The sequence below is a fragment of the Streptococcus parapneumoniae genome (assembly GCF_037076355.1).
Taxonomy (GTDB): Bacteria; Bacillota; Bacilli; order Lactobacillales; family Streptococcaceae; genus Streptococcus; species Streptococcus parapneumoniae.
In genome coordinates this window covers 1,154,945-1,170,646 of record NZ_AP026968.1, presented here as the reverse complement: position 1 = coordinate 1,170,646, position 15,702 = coordinate 1,154,945, and the positions used below count along the sequence as shown (strand labels likewise).

The following is a 15,702-nucleotide window of genomic DNA, read 5'->3' as shown; positions in this document are numbered from 1 at the left end:
CTCCTTTTTAATTTACTAATGCTAAATACTCTTCTTTAACCATGATTTCATTTGTCATGGTTTTTAGATTGTAGTAAGACATGAATTTGAGGTAATCAAACTCTGTGGGGTCGTCTAAGTTTTCTAGTGCGTCTTTTACGAGATGATGGATCATATTCCTATCAGCTTCGTTTTCACAGCGTAGACGGGCGTTCTGGTACTCTGAGCGTGTGTGGTCTTTGTGTCCAAGTTCGTGTAGGGCGACTTGGATTTGTTGTTCAGGAGTCAAGTTGTGGTCAATAGCGAGTACGTTTGTGTCTGGATTGTAGAAACCGCTACTGTGCCAGTTTGAACCGTCGAAGAGACAAAGTTCTACTTGATATTCTTCGCAGAGTTTAGCGAGTGTCATAGTTCTCCTTCGTTATTTATAAACATCTCTGCGGTGGGCGATTTCCACGGCTAGGACGACTAGTTTATCGTCTTGGATATCACAGATGATGCGGTAATTCTCTACTCTGTATCGCCAGTAACCTGCAAGGTTGGCTTTTAATGCTTTTCCATGTTGTCGTGGATTGGTCGTGTTTTCAATGTTTTTAGCAAGCCAGGATAGGATTTGTTTTCTGGTTGGGGTATCTAGTTTTTTAAGTTGCTTGAGAGCTTTTTTATCAATATCTAGCCGATACATTAAGCAATATCCTCTCGAGTTAGTCCTAGTTCATCCAAGACCTCATCCATGGTATAAGTAACTGGGTCGGCTAAATACTCCATATAGGCTTGGTCAGCTGCTCGTGCGTCTTCTATATCTTCCATGAGTGCCATGAAATCGTCAAAATCCATGGTCGTTGTGTCGATACCGTGTTTGTTTAGGTAGTCCGTGATGTAGGAATTTTTTTCTGTGAAGTTGATAGTGATAGTCATTAGCGTTCTCCTTTGCTTTTGAAGTGGGCGGATAGGACGGATGTGATGAAGTCGATATCATTTTCATTTAGTGGTTTCCCGTCAAATAACATGGTGTTGGCTGCTGCTTTACGTAAGTCTATGATTTGCCCGTTTACTTGAGCAAATTCATCACTCCCGGCAATAGCAGGGTTATCCGTTCGTCCGAGCAGGTAGTCGGTGGATACGTTGAAGTAGTCGGCGATTTGTTGTAGCCGTTCGGCAGAAGGTTGATTCCTCTTCAACCCATACAAAGAATTTTTGCCTAGTTTTAGTTTATCTTCTAAAGTATTTAGCGAAATCCCTTGTTTTTCACATAAATCTTTTACGATTTCAAAAGTAGAAAACATTGATTTATCAGCCTTTCTAAGACATGACAAAAAATATTTTATAAAATGCGCAAAAATTAGTTGACATTATTTTGCGTTTACGCTAAAATAGTTTTTGTAAGTTAATGAGTTAGTAAAAAACGAAGTTAAAACTTATCTAAAAATAAATAGCTTTAGCGAGCGAGTAAGTTGATAGATATAAGGTTTTATCAAGGTTTTTAATTATGCTTTCATTTTAGCAGATACGCTAAAAGCTGTCAAGCGTTTTATAAAATAATTTACTAGCTCTTTAACTTTGTTCCTTGACAATTGAATAGAGCATGTGAGATAATATAGGGGAAGTGAAGATGTAGTCTACTATAACTACAAAAAAGCCCCTGCTGATAACCACAAAAGCAAGGGCTTTTTCTAGTCTACGCTAGAAAGGTGGGTTGGTCGCTATTTCTTGTTTAGCCATTTTTCGATGACTATCAGGACGATACCGACCACCAAGGGTAGAATAATATTTGTGAAGATGTAATCTACCATAGGCTCCACCTCCCTTCTAAGGCAGATGTGCCGTCACTATTATACCATATTTATAGTTCAGCTTGTTAGAGGTTTTCTTTGACAACTGAAAATAGATATGAGATAATATAGGGGAATTGAAAAGTAGTTCCAATGGAACACAAATCCCCTAGTACCGCAAATACCAGGGGATTTTTTTGTGGGCTGGACACTAACGTTTGTCCTTGTCCTGCTTGCTATCCAGCCAGTCGCTGATCAATTTAGTTGCTAAATTGACTAAGAGCGGGGCAAGGATAAGTGTGAAAAGTAATTCCAATGGGACTCACCTCCTTTCAGAGGCTATATCGTTAGTGCCGTCACTATTATATCACATGCTCTATCAGTTAGATAGGGCATTTTTTATTTTCAAAAAGGAGGAGGTCGCATGAGCCAACAACATCTTAAATGGATTGAGCTTGTAAAAGAGAGAATTGAAAAACGTGGGTGGTCGCAGACGGACCTGGCTACCGTCGTAGGTGTTAGTCCGTCAGCCATCACGCAATTATTCAAAGATGGTAAAGGAAGTGATGACTTGAAGCTTCGCATTAACAAGAAGTTGCGAATCAGCGAGTCGTGGGAGAAATTTGAGGAGTAGGAGAATGGAAGAAGTAATTACAATAAGTAAACGTGAATTACAAGAAATGATTGCTGAAGCAGTCGCCAATAAAATAGTTAAGGTTAGAAAAGATTTTGGTCAAGTCGCTATCACTGATGAAGATATTCGTATCGTAAATAACAATCATCCTAAAGTTCTTGATTTACTTCAAAATCCTTATAAGAGAGAAATAGGTAGTGCAATCTATCCAATCATAACAGGGATCCGTTGGGATAGTAATATTGGTAGTGACTCTAAAATATTTTTAACAAACAGGTTGATGAATAAAAGAGGAATTTACTATCATTCGAAACAAAATCTTTATTCCTCCCTTATCCATGAACAATTGAAATCTCTTGTTTTATCTCTACATGGTGCAACAGTAATAAAAGATTTGACAGATGATGAGTTTCAAAATGCTTTGGAAACATATAACGAATTTAAAAATTTCTTTTTGGATAGGTACAACGTCCGTCTAACAAAATTAAAACAGGAATTTCCAGAATTATAAAACAAAAAGCACCTAGCAAAGCCAGATACTCAACGGAAAGATTTGAGGAATAGGAGGAATGACATGAACGAAGTTATTAAAGTGACTGTGAATGACAATCATGAGCCTGTTGTTTCTGGAAGGCAACTTCATGAAGCTCTGGGAGTCAAAACAAAATATGCCGACTGGTTCAATAGAATGATTGAATACGGCTTTACAGAAAATCAAGATTTTTTGCTTCTCAAAAATGAGCAGCAAACAGGCCGAGGTGGACACAACAAAGTAGACCACATCATCAAACTAGACATGGCTAAAGAAATCGCCATGATTCAGCGAACTGACAAAGGAAAAGAAGTCAGACAGTACTTCATCCAAGTCGAAAAAGACTTCAACAGTCCTGAGAAGATTATGGCAAGAGCCTTGCTCATGGCGGATAAGAAGATTCATAAACTGGAGACGCAGATTGAAGCGGACCGTCCTAAGGTGTTATTTGCAGACGCAGTAAGTGCAAGTAAGTCATCTTGTCTAATCGGTGAACTAGCTAAAATTCTGAAACAGAATGGAATTGACATTGGTCAAAACAAGCTCTTCCAGTGGTTACGCTCTAACGGCTACATCATTAGTCGACGTGGAGAGTCTTGGAACCAACCAACACAGAAAAGCATGCAGTTAGGTCTATTTGAGTTGAAAAAGACAAACATCAATCATGCTGATGGTCACACCACTGTCAACACAACAACTAAGGTCACAGGCAAAGGACAGCAGTACTTTATCAACAAGTTCCTTAATCAGGAATGTCTAACAGGTTAGAAAAGGATGAAAGTGATTGAAATAAGCGAAGAGAAAGGAGAGCGTATGACAGACTTTAAAAATTTAGATTGTCAATTTATCTTTCAAGAATGCGACTGAAAATTATACTGCTGTTAGTAATAGCTTTATTAACGATCCTGCGCTAGATTTTACAGCGGTTGGCATCATGATGGTGGTGCTGGCTAATCACCCAAACTGGCAAGTCTATCCAGAGGAGATAGCCAAGCGAAAAGGTGTTAACCGGAAGACAATTGATAAGTATTTCAAAATCTTTGAAGAAGCTGGATATTTGCGAAAAATCAGAAAAAAACCTCCTGGAAATGGAGGGAGTCATATATTCAGATTCTTTTCAGATGTAAAAATATCTGATTTCCAATTCGATATTATGAAACAGAGATTAAACCTGTCTATCAAAAAGGCGTCTATGAATTATAATTCTGACATTCCAAAAAGTGAGATGTCAGAAAGTGAGATGTCAGAAAGTGAGATGTCAGATTTTGGGCACTAATAAATATTAAATAACAACAAGTATTAACTAACAATAAATATTAAAAGACAACAAGTCCTACTTCTCTAAATAAATAAAAGAGAGGGTAGAAAAATAAATACAAAGGAGAAGGAAATGAGACCAATAGGATATCGGCTTAATGTTGGAGTTTCTGGTATTGAAAAATTCAAGGAAGCCTGTAAAGAAGTATCAAAAAAAGCCGAAGAATTGCAAGAAGCAATCGATCGACTTAGTGAGATTGAAGTCAAGATAACTGCCGATTGTGTTAGAAGTTCAAAAGCTGAAGAAACAACAAGTTATAAAGCTAATAAGTGTAAGCGACAGATGACAAACTTAGATAGATTGCTGGATCATGCTAAATACCTTAAAAAAAATGATTTTCATTCAAAGATTGTTATTTCAGCAGATGGAGTTTATTTAGAGCAAACAAAAGAGTTTCACCCACTTGATGAAACTCTACTGGATTAGCTTATTCGTGTGTAAGGATGGCGTTTAGACAGTCTATGAATATTAGAGCCTACAGATCCAATCAAGACAGAGCTGTACTCTGATTCACTAACATTATGGTAGTGATAAATACTACCGTTATTAAATTGAACTTCTAAGATTCCGTCCTGCCAACCAACACTACGAACATTAGTAGATGCAACATATTCTCTTTGCATGTTTTTCCTCCTTTCTATTAGAATTTTGACTAAAACGTGAGAGGTCCTAGTCACACTTTCGTTGTATGATAAAAAACAATGTTTGTCAATATATGGTGTTTTTTCGAAAGATAAAGTCGCAAAAGGCACAATATGTTGTAAAAAGACATACAAAGAAATAAAAACTATAAAAATAAAGTCAGATAAGGAGGAAACAACCATGCTCTGGGAAAAAATATCTGAAAAACTTTCAGAGAAAAATTGGACAGTTTATAAACTTTGTTTAAAAGCTGGTGTTGGTACAGCTGGGATCTATCGTTTAAGGGATGGAGTGGTAAAAGATTTATATTTTGACACAGTTAAGAAAATCGCTGACGCATTAGAAATCAGCACAGATGAACTAAGATAAAACAAAAAAGCACCTGACGGCAATCAGGCGCATACTAAAAAAACTAACTAAATTATAACACGAAAGAGAGGAAATTGCATGCCGAAAACAGAAATTACTTATAAGCCAGTTGATGTGAACGAAAAAGCTACGCATGGTGATTACAAACATCTTTGTCAGAGGTGGGAAGGGTTGACTCCCGGGACTGCAAAAGTCTGGGCAGGTGAAATGCGAGAACATCCAGACTTCAAGCAGTTCATCGATAACCCAACTCATAAGATTGTATTTATCGATTACGAAGGATTTCGCATGTTCGTCAAATGGAAAAGTCGTAATCGCTATCGTACGAAGAAAGAAACTTTATCAGAAATGCTTGAGAATATCAAGAAAGAAAAACAATTTGGGGTATAGGAGAGAAGAAATGTTTGAACCACCATTAATTAATCAGCTTTTAGGAACTGGCGCAGTGATTTTGGGATTTATCAGCGCAGGAATCCTAGTTCATCAGTTGGAGAAGCAAAAAGAGGAAGAAAAACGACTTCAAGAAGAGTATGATACGCAAGTGATTAGAACTTGTAATGAATTGCTTGAAATGGGTCGTGAGATTGAAAGAGAACAAATCCGCAAGAACATTCGCAGAGATTTTCCAGGCTTCACATTTGACAACGAACCGCCTCAAGGATTGCGACCTGAGCCATTAGCCTTGCCAGAACCACGAAGATCACGCTATGCAAAGCGTTTTGGATAGAGCAAAGGAGACGCTGATGACTAGAATTGAACTTGAAAACCGTGTGTGGCTTTTGGCCAGCCATGAGGAAAAAAACGAATTGCTGGATCTTGGGCTAACCTCCAAGGACAGATATGTGAAACGAGTGCTGGAACTTGGAAAGGTGTATGCTCATGTTTGATTACGACAGAGATATAATGCAACCGCCTGAAGAACGAGAAGAACTTGACCCTAGCCAGTACATCTATGTTGGATGTGGGCAGTATCGATATGTGGGTGATGAAATATGATTGAGGAACTACTTGCAGAAATCGATAACTGGCGAGCTGAGTATATGCATCTTGGGCTCGAGCTGGGGCAAATCATTAACGAACAACAAAATATAATCTTGAAACTACAAAACGAAAATAGACGTATAAAACGTGAGAATTGGAATTTGAAAAAGACGAAAGGAAGAAAGAAATGACAAACGAACTAACACAGAAGCAGGTTACATCAAATGTTGCAACACGAATTGAAGCAATGAAGGGCGAAGGACTACTAATTGCACCGAATTATAGCGTTAGCAATGCACTGAGTTCGGCATATTATGCTCTAAAAAATTCCAGTAGTGGGAATTTGCTCCAGCAATGCACTCAAGACAGCGTTTATAATGCATTGTTAGAAATGGTAACCCAAGGACTAAGCCCGGCTAAAAAGCAATGTTACTTTATCAAATACGGCTCTGACGTCCAATTGAGAATGTCTTATTTTGGGACCATTAAAGTTACTAAAGATTTGCAAGAGGTGAAAGATGTTACTGCCAATGTTGTTTATGAAGGTGATACGCTAGATGTAGCAGTTGAAAACGGGCGTAAAAAGTTAGTCAAGCATGAGACAGATTGGCGGAACGCAGATAATCCAATAATTGCTGCTTATTGCATCATCACTCGAACGGATGGAGAAGAGTTCTTTGAAGTCATGACTAAAAAACAAATTGACAAGTCTTGGTCTAAAGCGAAAACGAAAAATGTTCAAATAGATTTCCCTGATCAGATGGCTATGAGAACGGTTATCAATCGTGCGGCTAAAATGTTTATCAACACAAGCAATGACAGCGACTTGTTCGCCGGAGCAATCAATAACACAATTGCTGATGAGTATGACAATGGTCGTCAAGTGAAAGAAGCTGAACCAGTGAGAGAAGAGGCTGAAACATTGGATAGCATCCTTGGAGCTTCTGAAGAAGTGACTGAAAAACCAAAAAAAGAGGTTATCAACCAGGAGTTGACAACCACAGATGCAAGCTCCTCAGTAAATGAAACTCCAGACTTTGACGAAGAAACAGGCGTAGTAATTGACCAAGAGCCAGAAAATGGTCAAATGGACATGCTAGAAGGGGAGGATTTCTAAAATGGTTGAAGAATTAAAAGATGTAACGGATAGTCTAGAACTCGTTCCAGTAACAGATTTAGAGATTGGTTTTGTTCTAAAAGCTGCTGAAATCGAAATCCAAGGCAAAGAAGTTTTGGAGCAAGCTTTAGAGTCTTACAAAAAGAAATACGCTGGCTATATCGTTACAGAAGAAACTTTATCAGATGACATTAAAGTCAAAGACGAGTTGGGACGAGTACAGCGTCAGATTGAACAAGAACTTAAAAATCAGCTTTCAGAATACTCTAAACCTCTTGATGAAGCAAAGGCTTGGGTTGAAAGCATATTAGACCCTATCAAAACTTTGCAGACAGACATAAAAAATCAAATCAAGGAGTTTGAGGAGAGAGAAACAGAAGCCCGAAAGGAAACGGTCAGAGAAGCTTTTGAATCTGCAATCGCAGAAAGTGGTACAGAACTTGACATCAAATTATTTGCTATTTACTTTGATGATTTCAGCAAGAAGAAGTGTTTTATGGCCGATAATGTGCGAATCAATCAAGCTACTTCTAAGATGATTGTCGGTTTGGTTGCAGAAGAAGCTACTAAGAAGCAACAACGTGAAGCTGGACTTATCCAGATTACAGAAGCGGCAGCTAAAGCTGGTCTCGGACCTACTGTCTACATTCGCAGTTATGACCAGGGAGCGAAACTTGTTGATGTTTTGCAAGCAATTCTTGATGATAAGGCATTAGCTGAACGAGCTAAAGCGGAAACTGAGCTAAAAAAGCGTATTGATGAAATGACTGCTATCGCGGTGGCTAAAGGTTTGAACCCTGAAAAGTACGTTGATTTGCTAAGAGAGGGTCGCTCTGCTTTGGATACTATCGATATCTTACATGCAGACGCAGATGAGCTTAGACGGACTAAAGCAGAAGCGGAACAAGATGCTCAGAGTCGATTCTACGCCCAAAATCAGCCTGAATTTGGGTCAGAAAGCAGTTCAGGGGGTAAATCAACCATAGAGCAAGAAACAGGCCGAAAGTCGCAAAATATGGCTTTTGAGGAGGGGGTTAAAAAATATGGTTACAAATTTACTGTAGATTTAATTTTCCCAGCAGAAAATGCAAAGGAAATAAAGGAGCAATTCAAAGAATGGCTCAATGCTCACGGCGTTCAATTTGAGCCACGAACAAAATCAGTAAAGGTGGAGATGGAATGACAATGGATTTACTTGGAGAAGATTACTACTCAGCAGCTTCTGCACGTCAATATTGGTCTATCTCGCAATACAAGCGATTTAGAGAGTGTGAAGCACGGGCATTGGCAGAGCTAGAGGGAGAGTGGGAAGACCAACGAGATAACACAGCTCTTTTGGTTGGTAACATGGTTCACAGCTATTTTGAAAGTCCAGAAGCACATAAGAAGTTTATGGATGAAAATGCAGATGCCATGATTTCGAAATCTGGGAAAACCAAAGGTCAGTTAAAATCTGACTTCTTAGTTGGTCAGCGCATGATTGAGCGATTGGAAGCTGACAAGCAATTTATGGATTACTATGTCGGCCAGAAAGAGGTTGCTGTCACAGGCGAAATCGAAGGAGTGGAATTTAAAGGCAAGATTGATTGCCTCAATGTCGAAAAGGGCTATTTCGTAGACATTAAGACCACAAAATCAGACATTGACAGCATGGTCTGGGTTCAGGATGAAGCAAGCGGACGAAATATTCAAGTCCGCTGGTTCGAAGCTTGGGGATATGTCCTTCAGATGGCGGCTTATAAGAAAATGCTGAAAGAGCAGTATGGCAAGGAGTTTACCCCTGTTATCTATGCCGTGACTAAAGAATCTACTCCTGATACCCGAGCGATTGTTTTTCAATCTCAGGAAAAACTTGATTACGAGTTATCTGAGTTATCTATGCTTATAAAGCGTCTTGACGATGTAAAAAAAGGGAAAGAAGAGGCAAAGCCATGCGGTCATTGTGAATACTGCAAAACGAAAGCGTTGAGTCAGCGTGTGGAGGTGGTCTGATGAGTAAACAAGTAAAAGACATACTAGAAACTCACGACACAGGTTGTCCTCATGGTATCACATTTGCAATACATCAAGATAAAGATGAGTGTATTGCTTTGTTTGGTCGTTCTGGTTGGCCCGGACTAAAACCTCGATTTATTCGTTGGAATGAAAGTGTTAAAAATCAAACAACATACAAAACTGAGGAATCCTTACTTAATGCCTATGTTTGTGATGTTAAAAAAACATCGGAAGATTTTATTGTCATTCAATTATTGCCCTTTTAAGAGGGGGAAATAATCAAAAACCAACTATTTCCATTTTGGAAACAACTCAAAAATCAACAAGCCGGGCATTCTTGTAAAACTGCGAACTAGAAAACGTCAGTAAAGGTCATGTGACCTTGGACGAATGACGCAAAGAATTTCACTCACGCTTGCCTTGCTCACAATTTGGCAGGCGTGGGGGTTTGGTCAGAAATATGAAACTTGAAAAAGGCGATTACGTGAAAGTTTTAAAAAATGGAGAATTTTTTAAAATTGTACAAATTAAAAATATTTACAGTGACTGTATCGAAACCAGCCACGGCATTTACAATCGAACCACACTTGCTAGCAGGTTGGATAAAGAGTGTCTAATCTCTGGCACGGTATCGTGGGAGGATAAAAATGGAATGGATCAACTGGACAGAAATCTGTCCTGAAACAAAGTCTGAAATCATCGAAAAAATAGAAAATGATGGCTACACTTATCCACACTATGACAAGAAAAATAATGGTGTCAAATACGTCATCTCTACACTGGACATCAAACGAGACTGTCTAAGAGTCGGAGTGCCATTTGAAGATGTGTACCCTTTGCAAACAACACTTTTTTAAAAGGAGAAAATAAATGCTAAACAAAATCGATATTCCAGGAACAGATATCACACTTGAAATCGTGGACAAGACCATCACGATCACCAATAAAATTGAATATGATATGCAGATGCATTTTAGAAATACAGATGCAGATGCTTCTCTTGATACAAGTGGCGACGTGTTTGAGCCTCTCTACTGGTTAGATATTAAGGTGACACCGAAAATGCCGACAGAGTATCATACGAGCCTTGGAATCAAGAGAGAAAAGCGCCACTTGGCCGAACTTCAGAAGTTCTTTGAGTTTATTGAGAGTAATAAACGAAACCTATTTGATCTCTGTGGATTCAAGGGAGAACTGCAATGAAATCTCTGACATTATCGTTAGACATTTCAACTACTGCGACAGGATGGGCCGTATTTTACGGCTCTGACCTTGTCCAGAGTGGTGTCTTAAAACATAAAAGCAAATCTTTCTTTGAACGTGGGCGCTTCATGGCTAGCGAACTGCGAGCAATTCAATCGAGAGCGCTCCAGAAGTACAACTGCCATTTTGAATCGATTGTGGTCGAGAAGAACTCAGTCATGGGACCAAATCAGCAGTCTATGATCAGTATTGGAATTGTGACAGGTATCATTCTTGGCCGACTGATTGCTGACAATGTGTACTTCGTGAACGTGTCGACCTGGCGCAAGTACTGGAAGTTTAGTTACAAGGACCGAAGTAAAAAATCAATGAAGCTGCAGGCCGTTGCTAAGGTTGCGGCTAAATTCGGCCTGAACGTCAAAGACGATGAAGCTGACGCTATCCTGATTGGTTCATATTTTGTAAACCATGGCCAAGAATTTGGAAATCTGGAAAGCCACAAGGTTAGTTGAGGAGTTAGAAGATGAATGAAAAACAAATAACAGAATTAATCGAAAGAATGCGTGAACTTGGACATATTTACTCTTATCAAGGCGCAAAAAACCTTATCCGAGAATACGAGAAGTTAAACAAACCAGAAAAAGTCAAAGTTCCGCAGTGTGTGGCGGATGTGCTTGAAGGAGCAAGAGAACATAGTCCAGAACTAGAAGATGCGCTTCAATACACTTGGGGTAACGGAACTAAGGAATTTACAGAATGGTATCAAAAGAAATCCAACAGAGATCTCTTCGCCCGTGCATGGCTTGACGGCTACGAGGTCGAGGAAGAGAAGCGGTATGAAGTGATATTGCGCAATGGACAGTCGTTGAAAACTGTGTACAGACAGGGTGGCGATCATCTTGATTTTGAAATGGTGTATGGCGATCTTGAAAGCTTTACTAGAAAGCGATTAGAAGAAGCTGGGTTCGGCTGGGTATTCGATTGCCCAGGGATTGAGATTGAGGAGGTTGAGTGATGTCGTTTTACGGTGGAACCTATATCGATTATTGTAAATATTGCGATGACAAATATAGCGGAATTTTTAAATTAAAAAAACATGAAGATGCTATTAAAGGATTCCATAGATGGTTGAAAGAACACGGAAGAGAGGACACAGAATGAGACGTTTTATCGCAATCTGGATATTATTATCTGCTGGATTGAATATCTGGCAGATGGACAGGATTCGAGATTTGGAAGAGAAGAAGCCGATGGTTATCTACAAGGCAGATAACGCAGGCGCTGAGATATTTGGTAAAGTCCTTGAGAAAGAACGACATGGGAAGCTATACACGCTTACGATACGTGATTACGGGGTGTTCGTGGTTACGAAGGAGCAATACGATAAAGTGAAAGTTGGGGATGAGGTGTTACTATAATGGACGATATTTTACAAGCTTTAGCAAAAATGCTGAATATGACAGTTGATGAAGTAAGCTCTTTGCTTACGACATTTAAAGGGAATGCACCACAGATTTACGAACAGCTTATGAGAGAATGGACTTTGTACAATGTACTTGATAATACCTCTATAGCTATGATTTTGCTCAGTGCTATCCTAACAGGAGTTCTTGTGTATGTAGTAGTTCGAACCAAGGTAGATTCCGATAGTTTGAGTTATAGGTATATTCCAGAAGGTTTTACTAAGCTTGAATATGCAGAGAAACTTACAAAGGAGAACCTTAAAAACTCTAAAGGAACTATAAAAAAGCTAATTGTTGGTATTACACTAGCATTGATATTGGCTTTTTCTTCCAATATTGGTCGGTATCTTGTAGCACCAAACTACTTATTTATCGTAAATGAAATTGTACCAAAACTGACAAATAGATAGGAGTTATCATGAACACAATAGACAAAGTAAAACAATGGTTTATTGACCGTGATCTTGAAAATGGTGGACGACTGGACAAGCAGTCACTAAAACTTAGCGAGGAGTTCGGTGAGTTATGCGCAGGCTATCTTAAGAAGAATGAGCAACTGACCAAGGACAGTATCGGAGACTGTGCAGTCGTGATTGTCGGTTTGGCTTTGCTGATAAAGGTAGATGTCCAAGAAATATTTGATGATTCTATAGTGATTTTTAAAGAAGATGTGCCTGATTATTTTAAAGATTTAAATAAAAATATCAGCTGCTTTCAAAGGTCTTACAGTTGGGAAGAAAAATCTATGTGTAAGATGTATCTATCATTTTCCATTGATTCGTTAAAATCAATCAGCACCGCACTCGGTTATGATTTCGAAGAATGTTTTGAACTGGCTTACCAAGAAATCAAAGACCGCAAAGGTCGTTGGATTGACGGCACGTTTGTCAAAGAGGAGGATTTGGGATGATACTGAAATTTAGAGCATGGCTAAAGAAAAGGCAAGAAATGGATAATGAAATTGACCACATCAGTTGGCTTGAAGATGAGTTATATTGTATTGGAGATGGAATTACTTACATGGTTTCAGCAGAAGATTTAGAACTCATGCAATCAACAGCTATGGTTGATAGGGATGGCAGGATTATCTTTGAAGGCGACATAGTCAAAATGTCTAAGGATGTCTATTCTGAACCGACTTATTACGAAGTTGTAAGACACCGTGGTGGAGCATATCGTCTTGAATCTAAACAACACGGATGTGAATTGTGGTTACGACATACTGATTGTGAGGTTGTGGGGAATGTATTCGAGAACAAGGAGTTACTAGATGCCTGATGTAGAATGGATTATGGAGAATTGCCACATGATGCGTGATAACGGTTGCTGGGCAGGAGAGAAGCAGATTTCCTACGCTAGTCCAGATGGGCAGTACACGTATTACGTGAACAAGCGCAAAGATGGCACTTATTATTTACATGGAGTAAGTAAGCATTATGGGAGGAATTGACATGACAGATAACATAAACAAACCAAGCCACTACCAAGGTCGATATGGTATGGAATCTATCGATGCTCTAAGAAACTTCATGACACCAGAACAGCTGAAAGGGTTCTATATGGGTAACAGCTTGAAGTATATACTACGACACCAGAAGAAAAACGGTCTTGAGGACCTGAAGAAAGCCAGAAAGAATCTTGACTGGCTTATCGAGGAGATGGAACATGAAGGATAGGAAATTTTTCTCAGAACAAATTAGATTATGGAGAATTGGTAAAGGTCTATCTTTAACAAAAGCTTCAAAGAGATTTGGTATTAGTCCAAGGACATTTTCAAATTGGGAACGAGGTATGATACCAAGTGATCGTCAGAAAGAACGTCTGTCAAAAGAGTTAGGATTGGACAGAGATGTTTTATTCAAGAAGTGTGAGATTGGAAATCTTAATGCGCTCTTGAAAGAAAAACGTTTGGAACGAGGACTTTCTCGTACAGAATTAGCAAAGTATTTAGGGCATTCTTCAACAATCATAAGTTGTTGGGAGAAAGGTTTGGAAATTTCCGAATGTGAGGCAGAAGACATTTGTACTTTCTTTGGGATTTAGATATAAAAAAAGAGCCAGCACACAACTGACCCTCTTTATGAATTATTCCTTAAAAATATTATATCATAAAGGAGCGATGTTGTGAGGTTATTAAAAAGAGTTGATGTGCAATTCACCAAGAAAAATGTATATGACGTTCTAGAGAGTTATCGCTCGTATGTCCGAATGGCAGGCGCTGAGTATTTGCCTAAAATCACAACGACCTACTCATTTGAACCAAAGACATTTACTGGTAAGAGCACAGCTACTGAGAATATGGTTATCGACCATGTGGATGCAGAGGCAGAGGTTTTGGAGATTGAGAGAGCTGTGAACTGTATCATGGATCCATACGTTCGGCAGGTAATTGCAAAGAAGTACATGGATATGAAAATCCAATTATCAGACAAGGCTATCTATATGGACTTAGGCTATTCTGAAAGTGAGTTCTACCGCATGCTTAGCAGAGGTGCTTTGGAATTTGCGGAAGCCTATCGAAAAGGTAAGCTGATTGTCTTTCGTAAATTTTTGGGAGATATTTGCAAGTAAATTGCTAGGAAATGGCTTATTTTACATGGTAAAATAGTATTGTCAATAATTAGAGATAGAGGTCTCAGAATTTGGTAGATGGTTACCTGAAATCAGGGTGTCGTAAAGGGCGTTGAGGGTTCGAGTCCCTCCCTCTATTTCGTTCATTGACGTCTCCTTTATACTTTATTATATTTTTCCGAGGTTTCGGCCTCGTTTTGGCGACGACAGGCGTAAAGTGATTTTCTCTCCAATGTATTTTCAAACTTTTCGGTTCGATTCCGGGCGTCGCCGTTAAAGACTACAAAAAATAAATCAGAAATTTTATTTCTAATTAACACGCAAGGTTGTAGTCGCCTTGCAGAAAGGTCACACATCGTGTGGCTTTTTTTGATTTACAAAATAAACAAATCAGGGAGGAGGGCATGGAAAAAAGCGAGCTAGCACGCAAAGACTATGAGGCAGGCATGAAGTACAAAGACATTGCTACTAAGCATGATGTCTCAATCAACACAGTCAAATCATGGCAACGTAGGCATAATTGGACTCGTACAAAAAAGGGTGCACCCAAAAATCCAAGAGGTGCACCAAAAGGGAATAAGAACGCAGTTGGTCATGGGGCGCCTAAAGGCTCGCAAAACGCCCTTAAACACGGTCTGTTTGCTAAGTATCTACCGCAAGGAGTGCATGAGATATACGAGCAACTGGCAGATAAGCAACCAATTGATATTCTTTGGGAGAACATTCAGCTAACCTATGCTAATCTTTTGCATGCTCAGCGCATTCTGTACGTTCAGGACGTTGATGATACAACCACTATGCTTATTGCAAGCACAGCAAAAGGCGGAGAAAGCTATGAAGTTCACACTGCTTGGGATAAGCAGGGTAAGGCTTTAGCTGCAATTGCAAGAATACAGTCAGAACTTAGAAATATGATTAAAACATATGATGAACTGACTCGCTCAAGCCTTGCTACAGAGGAGCAGAGATTGAGAATTGAGATTCTGAAATCTAAACTGCCTGACAATGAACCTGAGAACGTTCATGATGATGGTTTTATCAAAGCATTAGAAGGGATAGTCGAAGAAACGTGGCGAGAAGAAAAATAAAGACCAGTACATTCGAATTCCAACCTTTTAGCAGAAAG

33 protein-coding genes are annotated in these 15,702 nt (G+C 39.1%); 27 read left to right on the top strand and 6 right to left on the bottom strand.

Going from position 1 to position 15,702, the window contains the following annotated elements; genetic code table 11:
• Positions 1 to 7 precede the first annotated feature (7 nt).
• The 5 genes from SP4011_RS06020 to SP4011_RS06000 form a co-directional block, all read right to left on the bottom strand.
• Positions 8 to 388, bottom strand: coding sequence for an ImmA/IrrE family metallo-endopeptidase (locus SP4011_RS06020; RefSeq protein ID WP_061468462.1), 381 nt, complete (start codon positions 386 to 388; stop codon positions 8 to 10).
• Between the two features lie 12 nt (positions 389 to 400).
• Positions 401 to 664 (bottom strand): type II toxin-antitoxin system RelE family toxin, encoded by a 264-nt coding sequence (locus SP4011_RS06015; protein WP_000285962.1) that lies wholly within the window; start codon positions 662 to 664, stop codon positions 401 to 403.
• Positions 664 to 897 carry a hypothetical protein gene (locus tag SP4011_RS06010; protein ID WP_049512785.1) on the bottom strand — a complete coding sequence of 78 codons (234 nt, stop codon included), beginning with the start codon at positions 895 to 897 and terminating at the stop codon, positions 664 to 666. The genes SP4011_RS06015 and SP4011_RS06010 overlap by 1 nt, the downstream gene beginning before the upstream one ends.
• Positions 897 to 1,265, bottom strand: coding sequence for a helix-turn-helix transcriptional regulator (locus SP4011_RS06005; RefSeq protein WP_338618213.1), 369 nt, complete (start codon positions 1,263 to 1,265; stop codon positions 897 to 899). The genes SP4011_RS06010 and SP4011_RS06005 overlap by 1 nt, the downstream gene beginning before the upstream one ends.
• A 417-nt stretch (positions 1,266 to 1,682) precedes the next feature.
• Positions 1,683 to 1,772, bottom strand: a complete 90-nt coding sequence (locus SP4011_RS06000; protein WP_001810072.1) for a hypothetical protein — start codon at positions 1,770 to 1,772, stop codon at positions 1,683 to 1,685.
• Between the two features lie 403 nt (positions 1,773 to 2,175).
• Here SP4011_RS06000 and SP4011_RS05995 point away from each other — a divergent pair, with 403 nt between their 5' ends.
• From SP4011_RS05995 to SP4011_RS05975, 5 genes are all read left to right on the top strand, one after another.
• Entirely contained in the window at positions 2,176 to 2,385 is a 210-nt protein-coding gene (locus SP4011_RS05995; RefSeq protein ID WP_112444043.1) for a helix-turn-helix domain-containing protein, read from the top strand.
• Between the two features lie 4 nt (positions 2,386 to 2,389).
• Positions 2,390 to 2,896, top strand: a complete 507-nt coding sequence (locus SP4011_RS05990) for a hypothetical protein (protein ID WP_173279020.1) — start codon at positions 2,390 to 2,392, stop codon at positions 2,894 to 2,896.
• A 63-nt stretch (positions 2,897 to 2,959) separates the two neighbouring features.
• On the top strand, positions 2,960 to 3,685 hold the full coding sequence (locus tag SP4011_RS05985) for a phage antirepressor KilAC domain-containing protein (protein ID WP_338618210.1): 726 nt from the start codon (positions 2,960 to 2,962) through the stop codon (positions 3,683 to 3,685).
• 166 nt (positions 3,686 to 3,851) lie between these two features.
• Entirely contained in the window at positions 3,852 to 4,193 is a 342-nt protein-coding gene (locus tag SP4011_RS05980; protein ID WP_261070086.1) for a helix-turn-helix domain-containing protein, read from the top strand.
• A gap of 114 nt (positions 4,194 to 4,307) precedes the next feature.
• Positions 4,308 to 4,661 (top strand): hypothetical protein, encoded by a 354-nt coding sequence (locus SP4011_RS05975; RefSeq protein ID WP_173283079.1) that lies wholly within the window; start codon positions 4,308 to 4,310, stop codon positions 4,659 to 4,661.
• Here SP4011_RS05975 and SP4011_RS05970 read toward each other — a convergent pair.
• Positions 4,658 to 4,858 (bottom strand): KTSC domain-containing protein, encoded by a 201-nt coding sequence (locus SP4011_RS05970; protein ID WP_173283116.1) that lies wholly within the window; start codon positions 4,856 to 4,858, stop codon positions 4,658 to 4,660. The genes SP4011_RS05975 and SP4011_RS05970 overlap by 4 nt on opposite strands.
• 199 nt (positions 4,859 to 5,057) lie before the next feature.
• Between SP4011_RS05970 and SP4011_RS05965 the strand changes: the two genes are divergently transcribed.
• From SP4011_RS05965 to terS, 22 genes are all read left to right on the top strand, one after another.
• The gene (locus SP4011_RS05965) at positions 5,058 to 5,246 is read left to right on the top strand and encodes a helix-turn-helix domain-containing protein (RefSeq protein WP_156013059.1); all 189 of its coding nucleotides are present in this window, start codon (positions 5,058 to 5,060) and stop codon (positions 5,244 to 5,246) included.
• Positions 5,247 to 5,324: 78 nt separating this feature from the next.
• On the top strand, positions 5,325 to 5,636 hold the full coding sequence (locus tag SP4011_RS05960) for an excisionase (RefSeq protein WP_112444035.1): 312 nt from the start codon (positions 5,325 to 5,327) through the stop codon (positions 5,634 to 5,636).
• Positions 5,637 to 5,646: 10 nt separating this feature from the next.
• Positions 5,647 to 5,973, top strand: coding sequence for a hypothetical protein (locus SP4011_RS05955; protein ID WP_173283118.1), 327 nt, complete (start codon positions 5,647 to 5,649; stop codon positions 5,971 to 5,973).
• 16 nt (positions 5,974 to 5,989) lie between these two features.
• Positions 5,990 to 6,133, top strand: coding sequence for a hypothetical protein (locus tag SP4011_RS05950; RefSeq protein WP_338618205.1), 144 nt, complete (start codon positions 5,990 to 5,992; stop codon positions 6,131 to 6,133).
• A 105-nt stretch (positions 6,134 to 6,238) separates the two neighbouring features.
• Positions 6,239 to 6,418: a hypothetical protein gene (locus SP4011_RS05945; RefSeq protein WP_338618204.1), complete on the top strand. Its 180-nt coding sequence runs from the start codon at positions 6,239 to 6,241 to the stop codon at positions 6,416 to 6,418.
• Positions 6,415 to 7,344 (top strand): RecT family recombinase, encoded by a 930-nt coding sequence (locus tag SP4011_RS05940; protein ID WP_338620374.1) that lies wholly within the window; start codon positions 6,415 to 6,417, stop codon positions 7,342 to 7,344. The genes SP4011_RS05945 and SP4011_RS05940 overlap by 4 nt, the downstream gene beginning before the upstream one ends.
• A gap of 1 nt (position 7,345) precedes the next feature.
• On the top strand, positions 7,346 to 8,527 hold the full coding sequence (locus tag SP4011_RS05935; protein WP_338620372.1) for a DUF1351 domain-containing protein: 1,182 nt from the start codon (positions 7,346 to 7,348) through the stop codon (positions 8,525 to 8,527).
• Positions 8,524 to 9,336, top strand: a complete 813-nt coding sequence (locus SP4011_RS05930) for a PD-(D/E)XK nuclease-like domain-containing protein (protein ID WP_338620370.1) — start codon at positions 8,524 to 8,526, stop codon at positions 9,334 to 9,336. Before SP4011_RS05935 ends, SP4011_RS05930 begins: the two co-directional genes overlap by 4 nt.
• A complete protein-coding gene (locus tag SP4011_RS05925; protein WP_153192940.1) occupies positions 9,336 to 9,605 on the top strand; it encodes a hypothetical protein in 270 nt (89 codons plus the stop codon). The genes SP4011_RS05930 and SP4011_RS05925 overlap by 1 nt, the downstream gene beginning before the upstream one ends.
• Before the next feature lie 381 nt (positions 9,606 to 9,986).
• Positions 9,987 to 10,196 (top strand): hypothetical protein, encoded by a 210-nt coding sequence (locus SP4011_RS05920; protein ID WP_000454802.1) that lies wholly within the window; start codon positions 9,987 to 9,989, stop codon positions 10,194 to 10,196.
• A gap of 13 nt (positions 10,197 to 10,209) precedes the next feature.
• On the top strand, positions 10,210 to 10,542 hold the full coding sequence (locus SP4011_RS05915) for a hypothetical protein (protein WP_164226333.1): 333 nt from the start codon (positions 10,210 to 10,212) through the stop codon (positions 10,540 to 10,542).
• Positions 10,539 to 11,054 carry a hypothetical protein gene (locus SP4011_RS05910; RefSeq protein ID WP_338620367.1) on the top strand — a complete coding sequence of 172 codons (516 nt, stop codon included), beginning with the start codon at positions 10,539 to 10,541 and terminating at the stop codon, positions 11,052 to 11,054. The genes SP4011_RS05915 and SP4011_RS05910 overlap by 4 nt, the downstream gene beginning before the upstream one ends.
• 11 nt (positions 11,055 to 11,065) lie before the next feature.
• Positions 11,066 to 11,557: a DUF1642 domain-containing protein gene (locus SP4011_RS05905; RefSeq protein WP_338620365.1), complete on the top strand. Its 492-nt coding sequence runs from the start codon at positions 11,066 to 11,068 to the stop codon at positions 11,555 to 11,557.
• Positions 11,557 to 11,703 (top strand): hypothetical protein, encoded by a 147-nt coding sequence (locus tag SP4011_RS05900; RefSeq protein ID WP_338620363.1) that lies wholly within the window; start codon positions 11,557 to 11,559, stop codon positions 11,701 to 11,703. Before SP4011_RS05905 ends, SP4011_RS05900 begins: the two co-directional genes overlap by 1 nt.
• A complete protein-coding gene (locus SP4011_RS05895) occupies positions 11,700 to 11,960 on the top strand; it encodes a DUF1372 family protein (RefSeq protein WP_338620362.1) in 261 nt (86 codons plus the stop codon). Before SP4011_RS05900 ends, SP4011_RS05895 begins: the two co-directional genes overlap by 4 nt.
• The gene (locus tag SP4011_RS05890) at positions 11,960 to 12,415 is read left to right on the top strand and encodes a hypothetical protein (RefSeq protein WP_338620360.1); all 456 of its coding nucleotides are present in this window, start codon (positions 11,960 to 11,962) and stop codon (positions 12,413 to 12,415) included. Before SP4011_RS05895 ends, SP4011_RS05890 begins: the two co-directional genes overlap by 1 nt.
• 8 nt (positions 12,416 to 12,423) lie before the next feature.
• Complete coding sequence (locus tag SP4011_RS05885; RefSeq protein ID WP_338620358.1) at positions 12,424 to 12,915, top strand: MazG-like family protein; 492 nt, start codon at positions 12,424 to 12,426, stop codon at positions 12,913 to 12,915.
• On the top strand, positions 12,912 to 13,283 hold the full coding sequence (locus SP4011_RS05880; RefSeq protein WP_338620356.1) for a YopX family protein: 372 nt from the start codon (positions 12,912 to 12,914) through the stop codon (positions 13,281 to 13,283). The genes SP4011_RS05885 and SP4011_RS05880 overlap by 4 nt, the downstream gene beginning before the upstream one ends.
• A gap of 173 nt (positions 13,284 to 13,456) precedes the next feature.
• Positions 13,457 to 13,681, top strand: a complete 225-nt coding sequence (locus SP4011_RS05875; protein WP_338620354.1) for a DUF3310 domain-containing protein — start codon at positions 13,457 to 13,459, stop codon at positions 13,679 to 13,681.
• Entirely contained in the window at positions 13,671 to 14,048 is a 378-nt protein-coding gene (locus tag SP4011_RS05870) for a helix-turn-helix domain-containing protein (RefSeq protein WP_338620353.1), read from the top strand. Before SP4011_RS05875 ends, SP4011_RS05870 begins: the two co-directional genes overlap by 11 nt.
• A gap of 81 nt (positions 14,049 to 14,129) precedes the next feature.
• Positions 14,130 to 14,576: an ArpU family phage packaging/lysis transcriptional regulator gene (locus tag SP4011_RS05865; protein ID WP_338620352.1), complete on the top strand. Its 447-nt coding sequence runs from the start codon at positions 14,130 to 14,132 to the stop codon at positions 14,574 to 14,576.
• 404 nt (positions 14,577 to 14,980) lie between these two features.
• Positions 14,981 to 15,664 (top strand): phage terminase small subunit, encoded by a 684-nt coding sequence (gene terS, locus SP4011_RS05860; protein WP_338620350.1) that lies wholly within the window; start codon positions 14,981 to 14,983, stop codon positions 15,662 to 15,664.
• Positions 15,665 to 15,702: the final 38 nt, after the last annotated feature.

Bases quoted from the DNA above. Each gene is read 5' to 3' on its own strand.
- SP4011_RS06020 (WP_061468462.1), bottom strand. From the start codon at position 388: ATGACACTCGCTAAACTCTGCGAAGAATATCAAGTAGAACTTTGTCTC.
- SP4011_RS06015 (WP_000285962.1), bottom strand. From the start codon at position 664: ATGTATCGGCTAGATATTGATAAAAAAGCTCTCAAGCAACTTAAAAAA.
- SP4011_RS06010 (WP_049512785.1), bottom strand. From the start codon at position 897: ATGACTATCACTATCAACTTCACAGAAAAAAATTCCTACATCACGGAC.
- SP4011_RS06005 (WP_338618213.1), bottom strand. From the start codon at position 1,265: ATGTTTTCTACTTTTGAAATCGTAAAAGATTTATGTGAAAAACAAGGG.
- SP4011_RS06000 (WP_001810072.1), bottom strand. From the start codon at position 1,772: ATGGTAGATTACATCTTCACAAATATTATTCTACCCTTGGTGGTCGGT.
- SP4011_RS05995 (WP_112444043.1), top strand. From the start codon at position 2,176: ATGAGCCAACAACATCTTAAATGGATTGAGCTTGTAAAAGAGAGAATT.
- SP4011_RS05990 (WP_173279020.1), top strand. From the start codon at position 2,390: ATGGAAGAAGTAATTACAATAAGTAAACGTGAATTACAAGAAATGATT.
- SP4011_RS05985 (WP_338618210.1), top strand. From the start codon at position 2,960: ATGAACGAAGTTATTAAAGTGACTGTGAATGACAATCATGAGCCTGTT.
- SP4011_RS05980 (WP_261070086.1), top strand. From the start codon at position 3,852: ATGATGGTGGTGCTGGCTAATCACCCAAACTGGCAAGTCTATCCAGAG.
- SP4011_RS05975 (WP_173283079.1), top strand. From the start codon at position 4,308: ATGAGACCAATAGGATATCGGCTTAATGTTGGAGTTTCTGGTATTGAA.
- SP4011_RS05970 (WP_173283116.1), bottom strand. From the start codon at position 4,858: ATGCAAAGAGAATATGTTGCATCTACTAATGTTCGTAGTGTTGGTTGG.
- SP4011_RS05965 (WP_156013059.1), top strand. From the start codon at position 5,058: ATGCTCTGGGAAAAAATATCTGAAAAACTTTCAGAGAAAAATTGGACA.
- SP4011_RS05960 (WP_112444035.1), top strand. From the start codon at position 5,325: ATGCCGAAAACAGAAATTACTTATAAGCCAGTTGATGTGAACGAAAAA.
- SP4011_RS05955 (WP_173283118.1), top strand. From the start codon at position 5,647: ATGTTTGAACCACCATTAATTAATCAGCTTTTAGGAACTGGCGCAGTG.
- SP4011_RS05950 (WP_338618205.1), top strand. From the start codon at position 5,990: ATGACTAGAATTGAACTTGAAAACCGTGTGTGGCTTTTGGCCAGCCAT.
- SP4011_RS05945 (WP_338618204.1), top strand. From the start codon at position 6,239: ATGATTGAGGAACTACTTGCAGAAATCGATAACTGGCGAGCTGAGTAT.
- SP4011_RS05940 (WP_338620374.1), top strand. From the start codon at position 6,415: ATGACAAACGAACTAACACAGAAGCAGGTTACATCAAATGTTGCAACA.
- SP4011_RS05935 (WP_338620372.1), top strand. From the start codon at position 7,346: ATGGTTGAAGAATTAAAAGATGTAACGGATAGTCTAGAACTCGTTCCA.
- SP4011_RS05930 (WP_338620370.1), top strand. From the start codon at position 8,524: ATGACAATGGATTTACTTGGAGAAGATTACTACTCAGCAGCTTCTGCA.
- SP4011_RS05925 (WP_153192940.1), top strand. From the start codon at position 9,336: ATGAGTAAACAAGTAAAAGACATACTAGAAACTCACGACACAGGTTGT.
- SP4011_RS05920 (WP_000454802.1), top strand. From the start codon at position 9,987: ATGGAATGGATCAACTGGACAGAAATCTGTCCTGAAACAAAGTCTGAA.
- SP4011_RS05915 (WP_164226333.1), top strand. From the start codon at position 10,210: ATGCTAAACAAAATCGATATTCCAGGAACAGATATCACACTTGAAATC.
- SP4011_RS05910 (WP_338620367.1), top strand. From the start codon at position 10,539: ATGAAATCTCTGACATTATCGTTAGACATTTCAACTACTGCGACAGGA.
- SP4011_RS05905 (WP_338620365.1), top strand. From the start codon at position 11,066: ATGAATGAAAAACAAATAACAGAATTAATCGAAAGAATGCGTGAACTT.
- SP4011_RS05900 (WP_338620363.1), top strand. From the start codon at position 11,557: ATGTCGTTTTACGGTGGAACCTATATCGATTATTGTAAATATTGCGAT.
- SP4011_RS05895 (WP_338620362.1), top strand. From the start codon at position 11,700: ATGAGACGTTTTATCGCAATCTGGATATTATTATCTGCTGGATTGAAT.
- SP4011_RS05890 (WP_338620360.1), top strand. From the start codon at position 11,960: ATGGACGATATTTTACAAGCTTTAGCAAAAATGCTGAATATGACAGTT.
- SP4011_RS05885 (WP_338620358.1), top strand. From the start codon at position 12,424: ATGAACACAATAGACAAAGTAAAACAATGGTTTATTGACCGTGATCTT.
- SP4011_RS05880 (WP_338620356.1), top strand. From the start codon at position 12,912: ATGATACTGAAATTTAGAGCATGGCTAAAGAAAAGGCAAGAAATGGAT.
- SP4011_RS05875 (WP_338620354.1), top strand. From the start codon at position 13,457: ATGACAGATAACATAAACAAACCAAGCCACTACCAAGGTCGATATGGT.
- SP4011_RS05870 (WP_338620353.1), top strand. From the start codon at position 13,671: ATGAAGGATAGGAAATTTTTCTCAGAACAAATTAGATTATGGAGAATT.
- terS (WP_338620350.1), top strand. From the start codon at position 14,981: ATGGAAAAAAGCGAGCTAGCACGCAAAGACTATGAGGCAGGCATGAAG.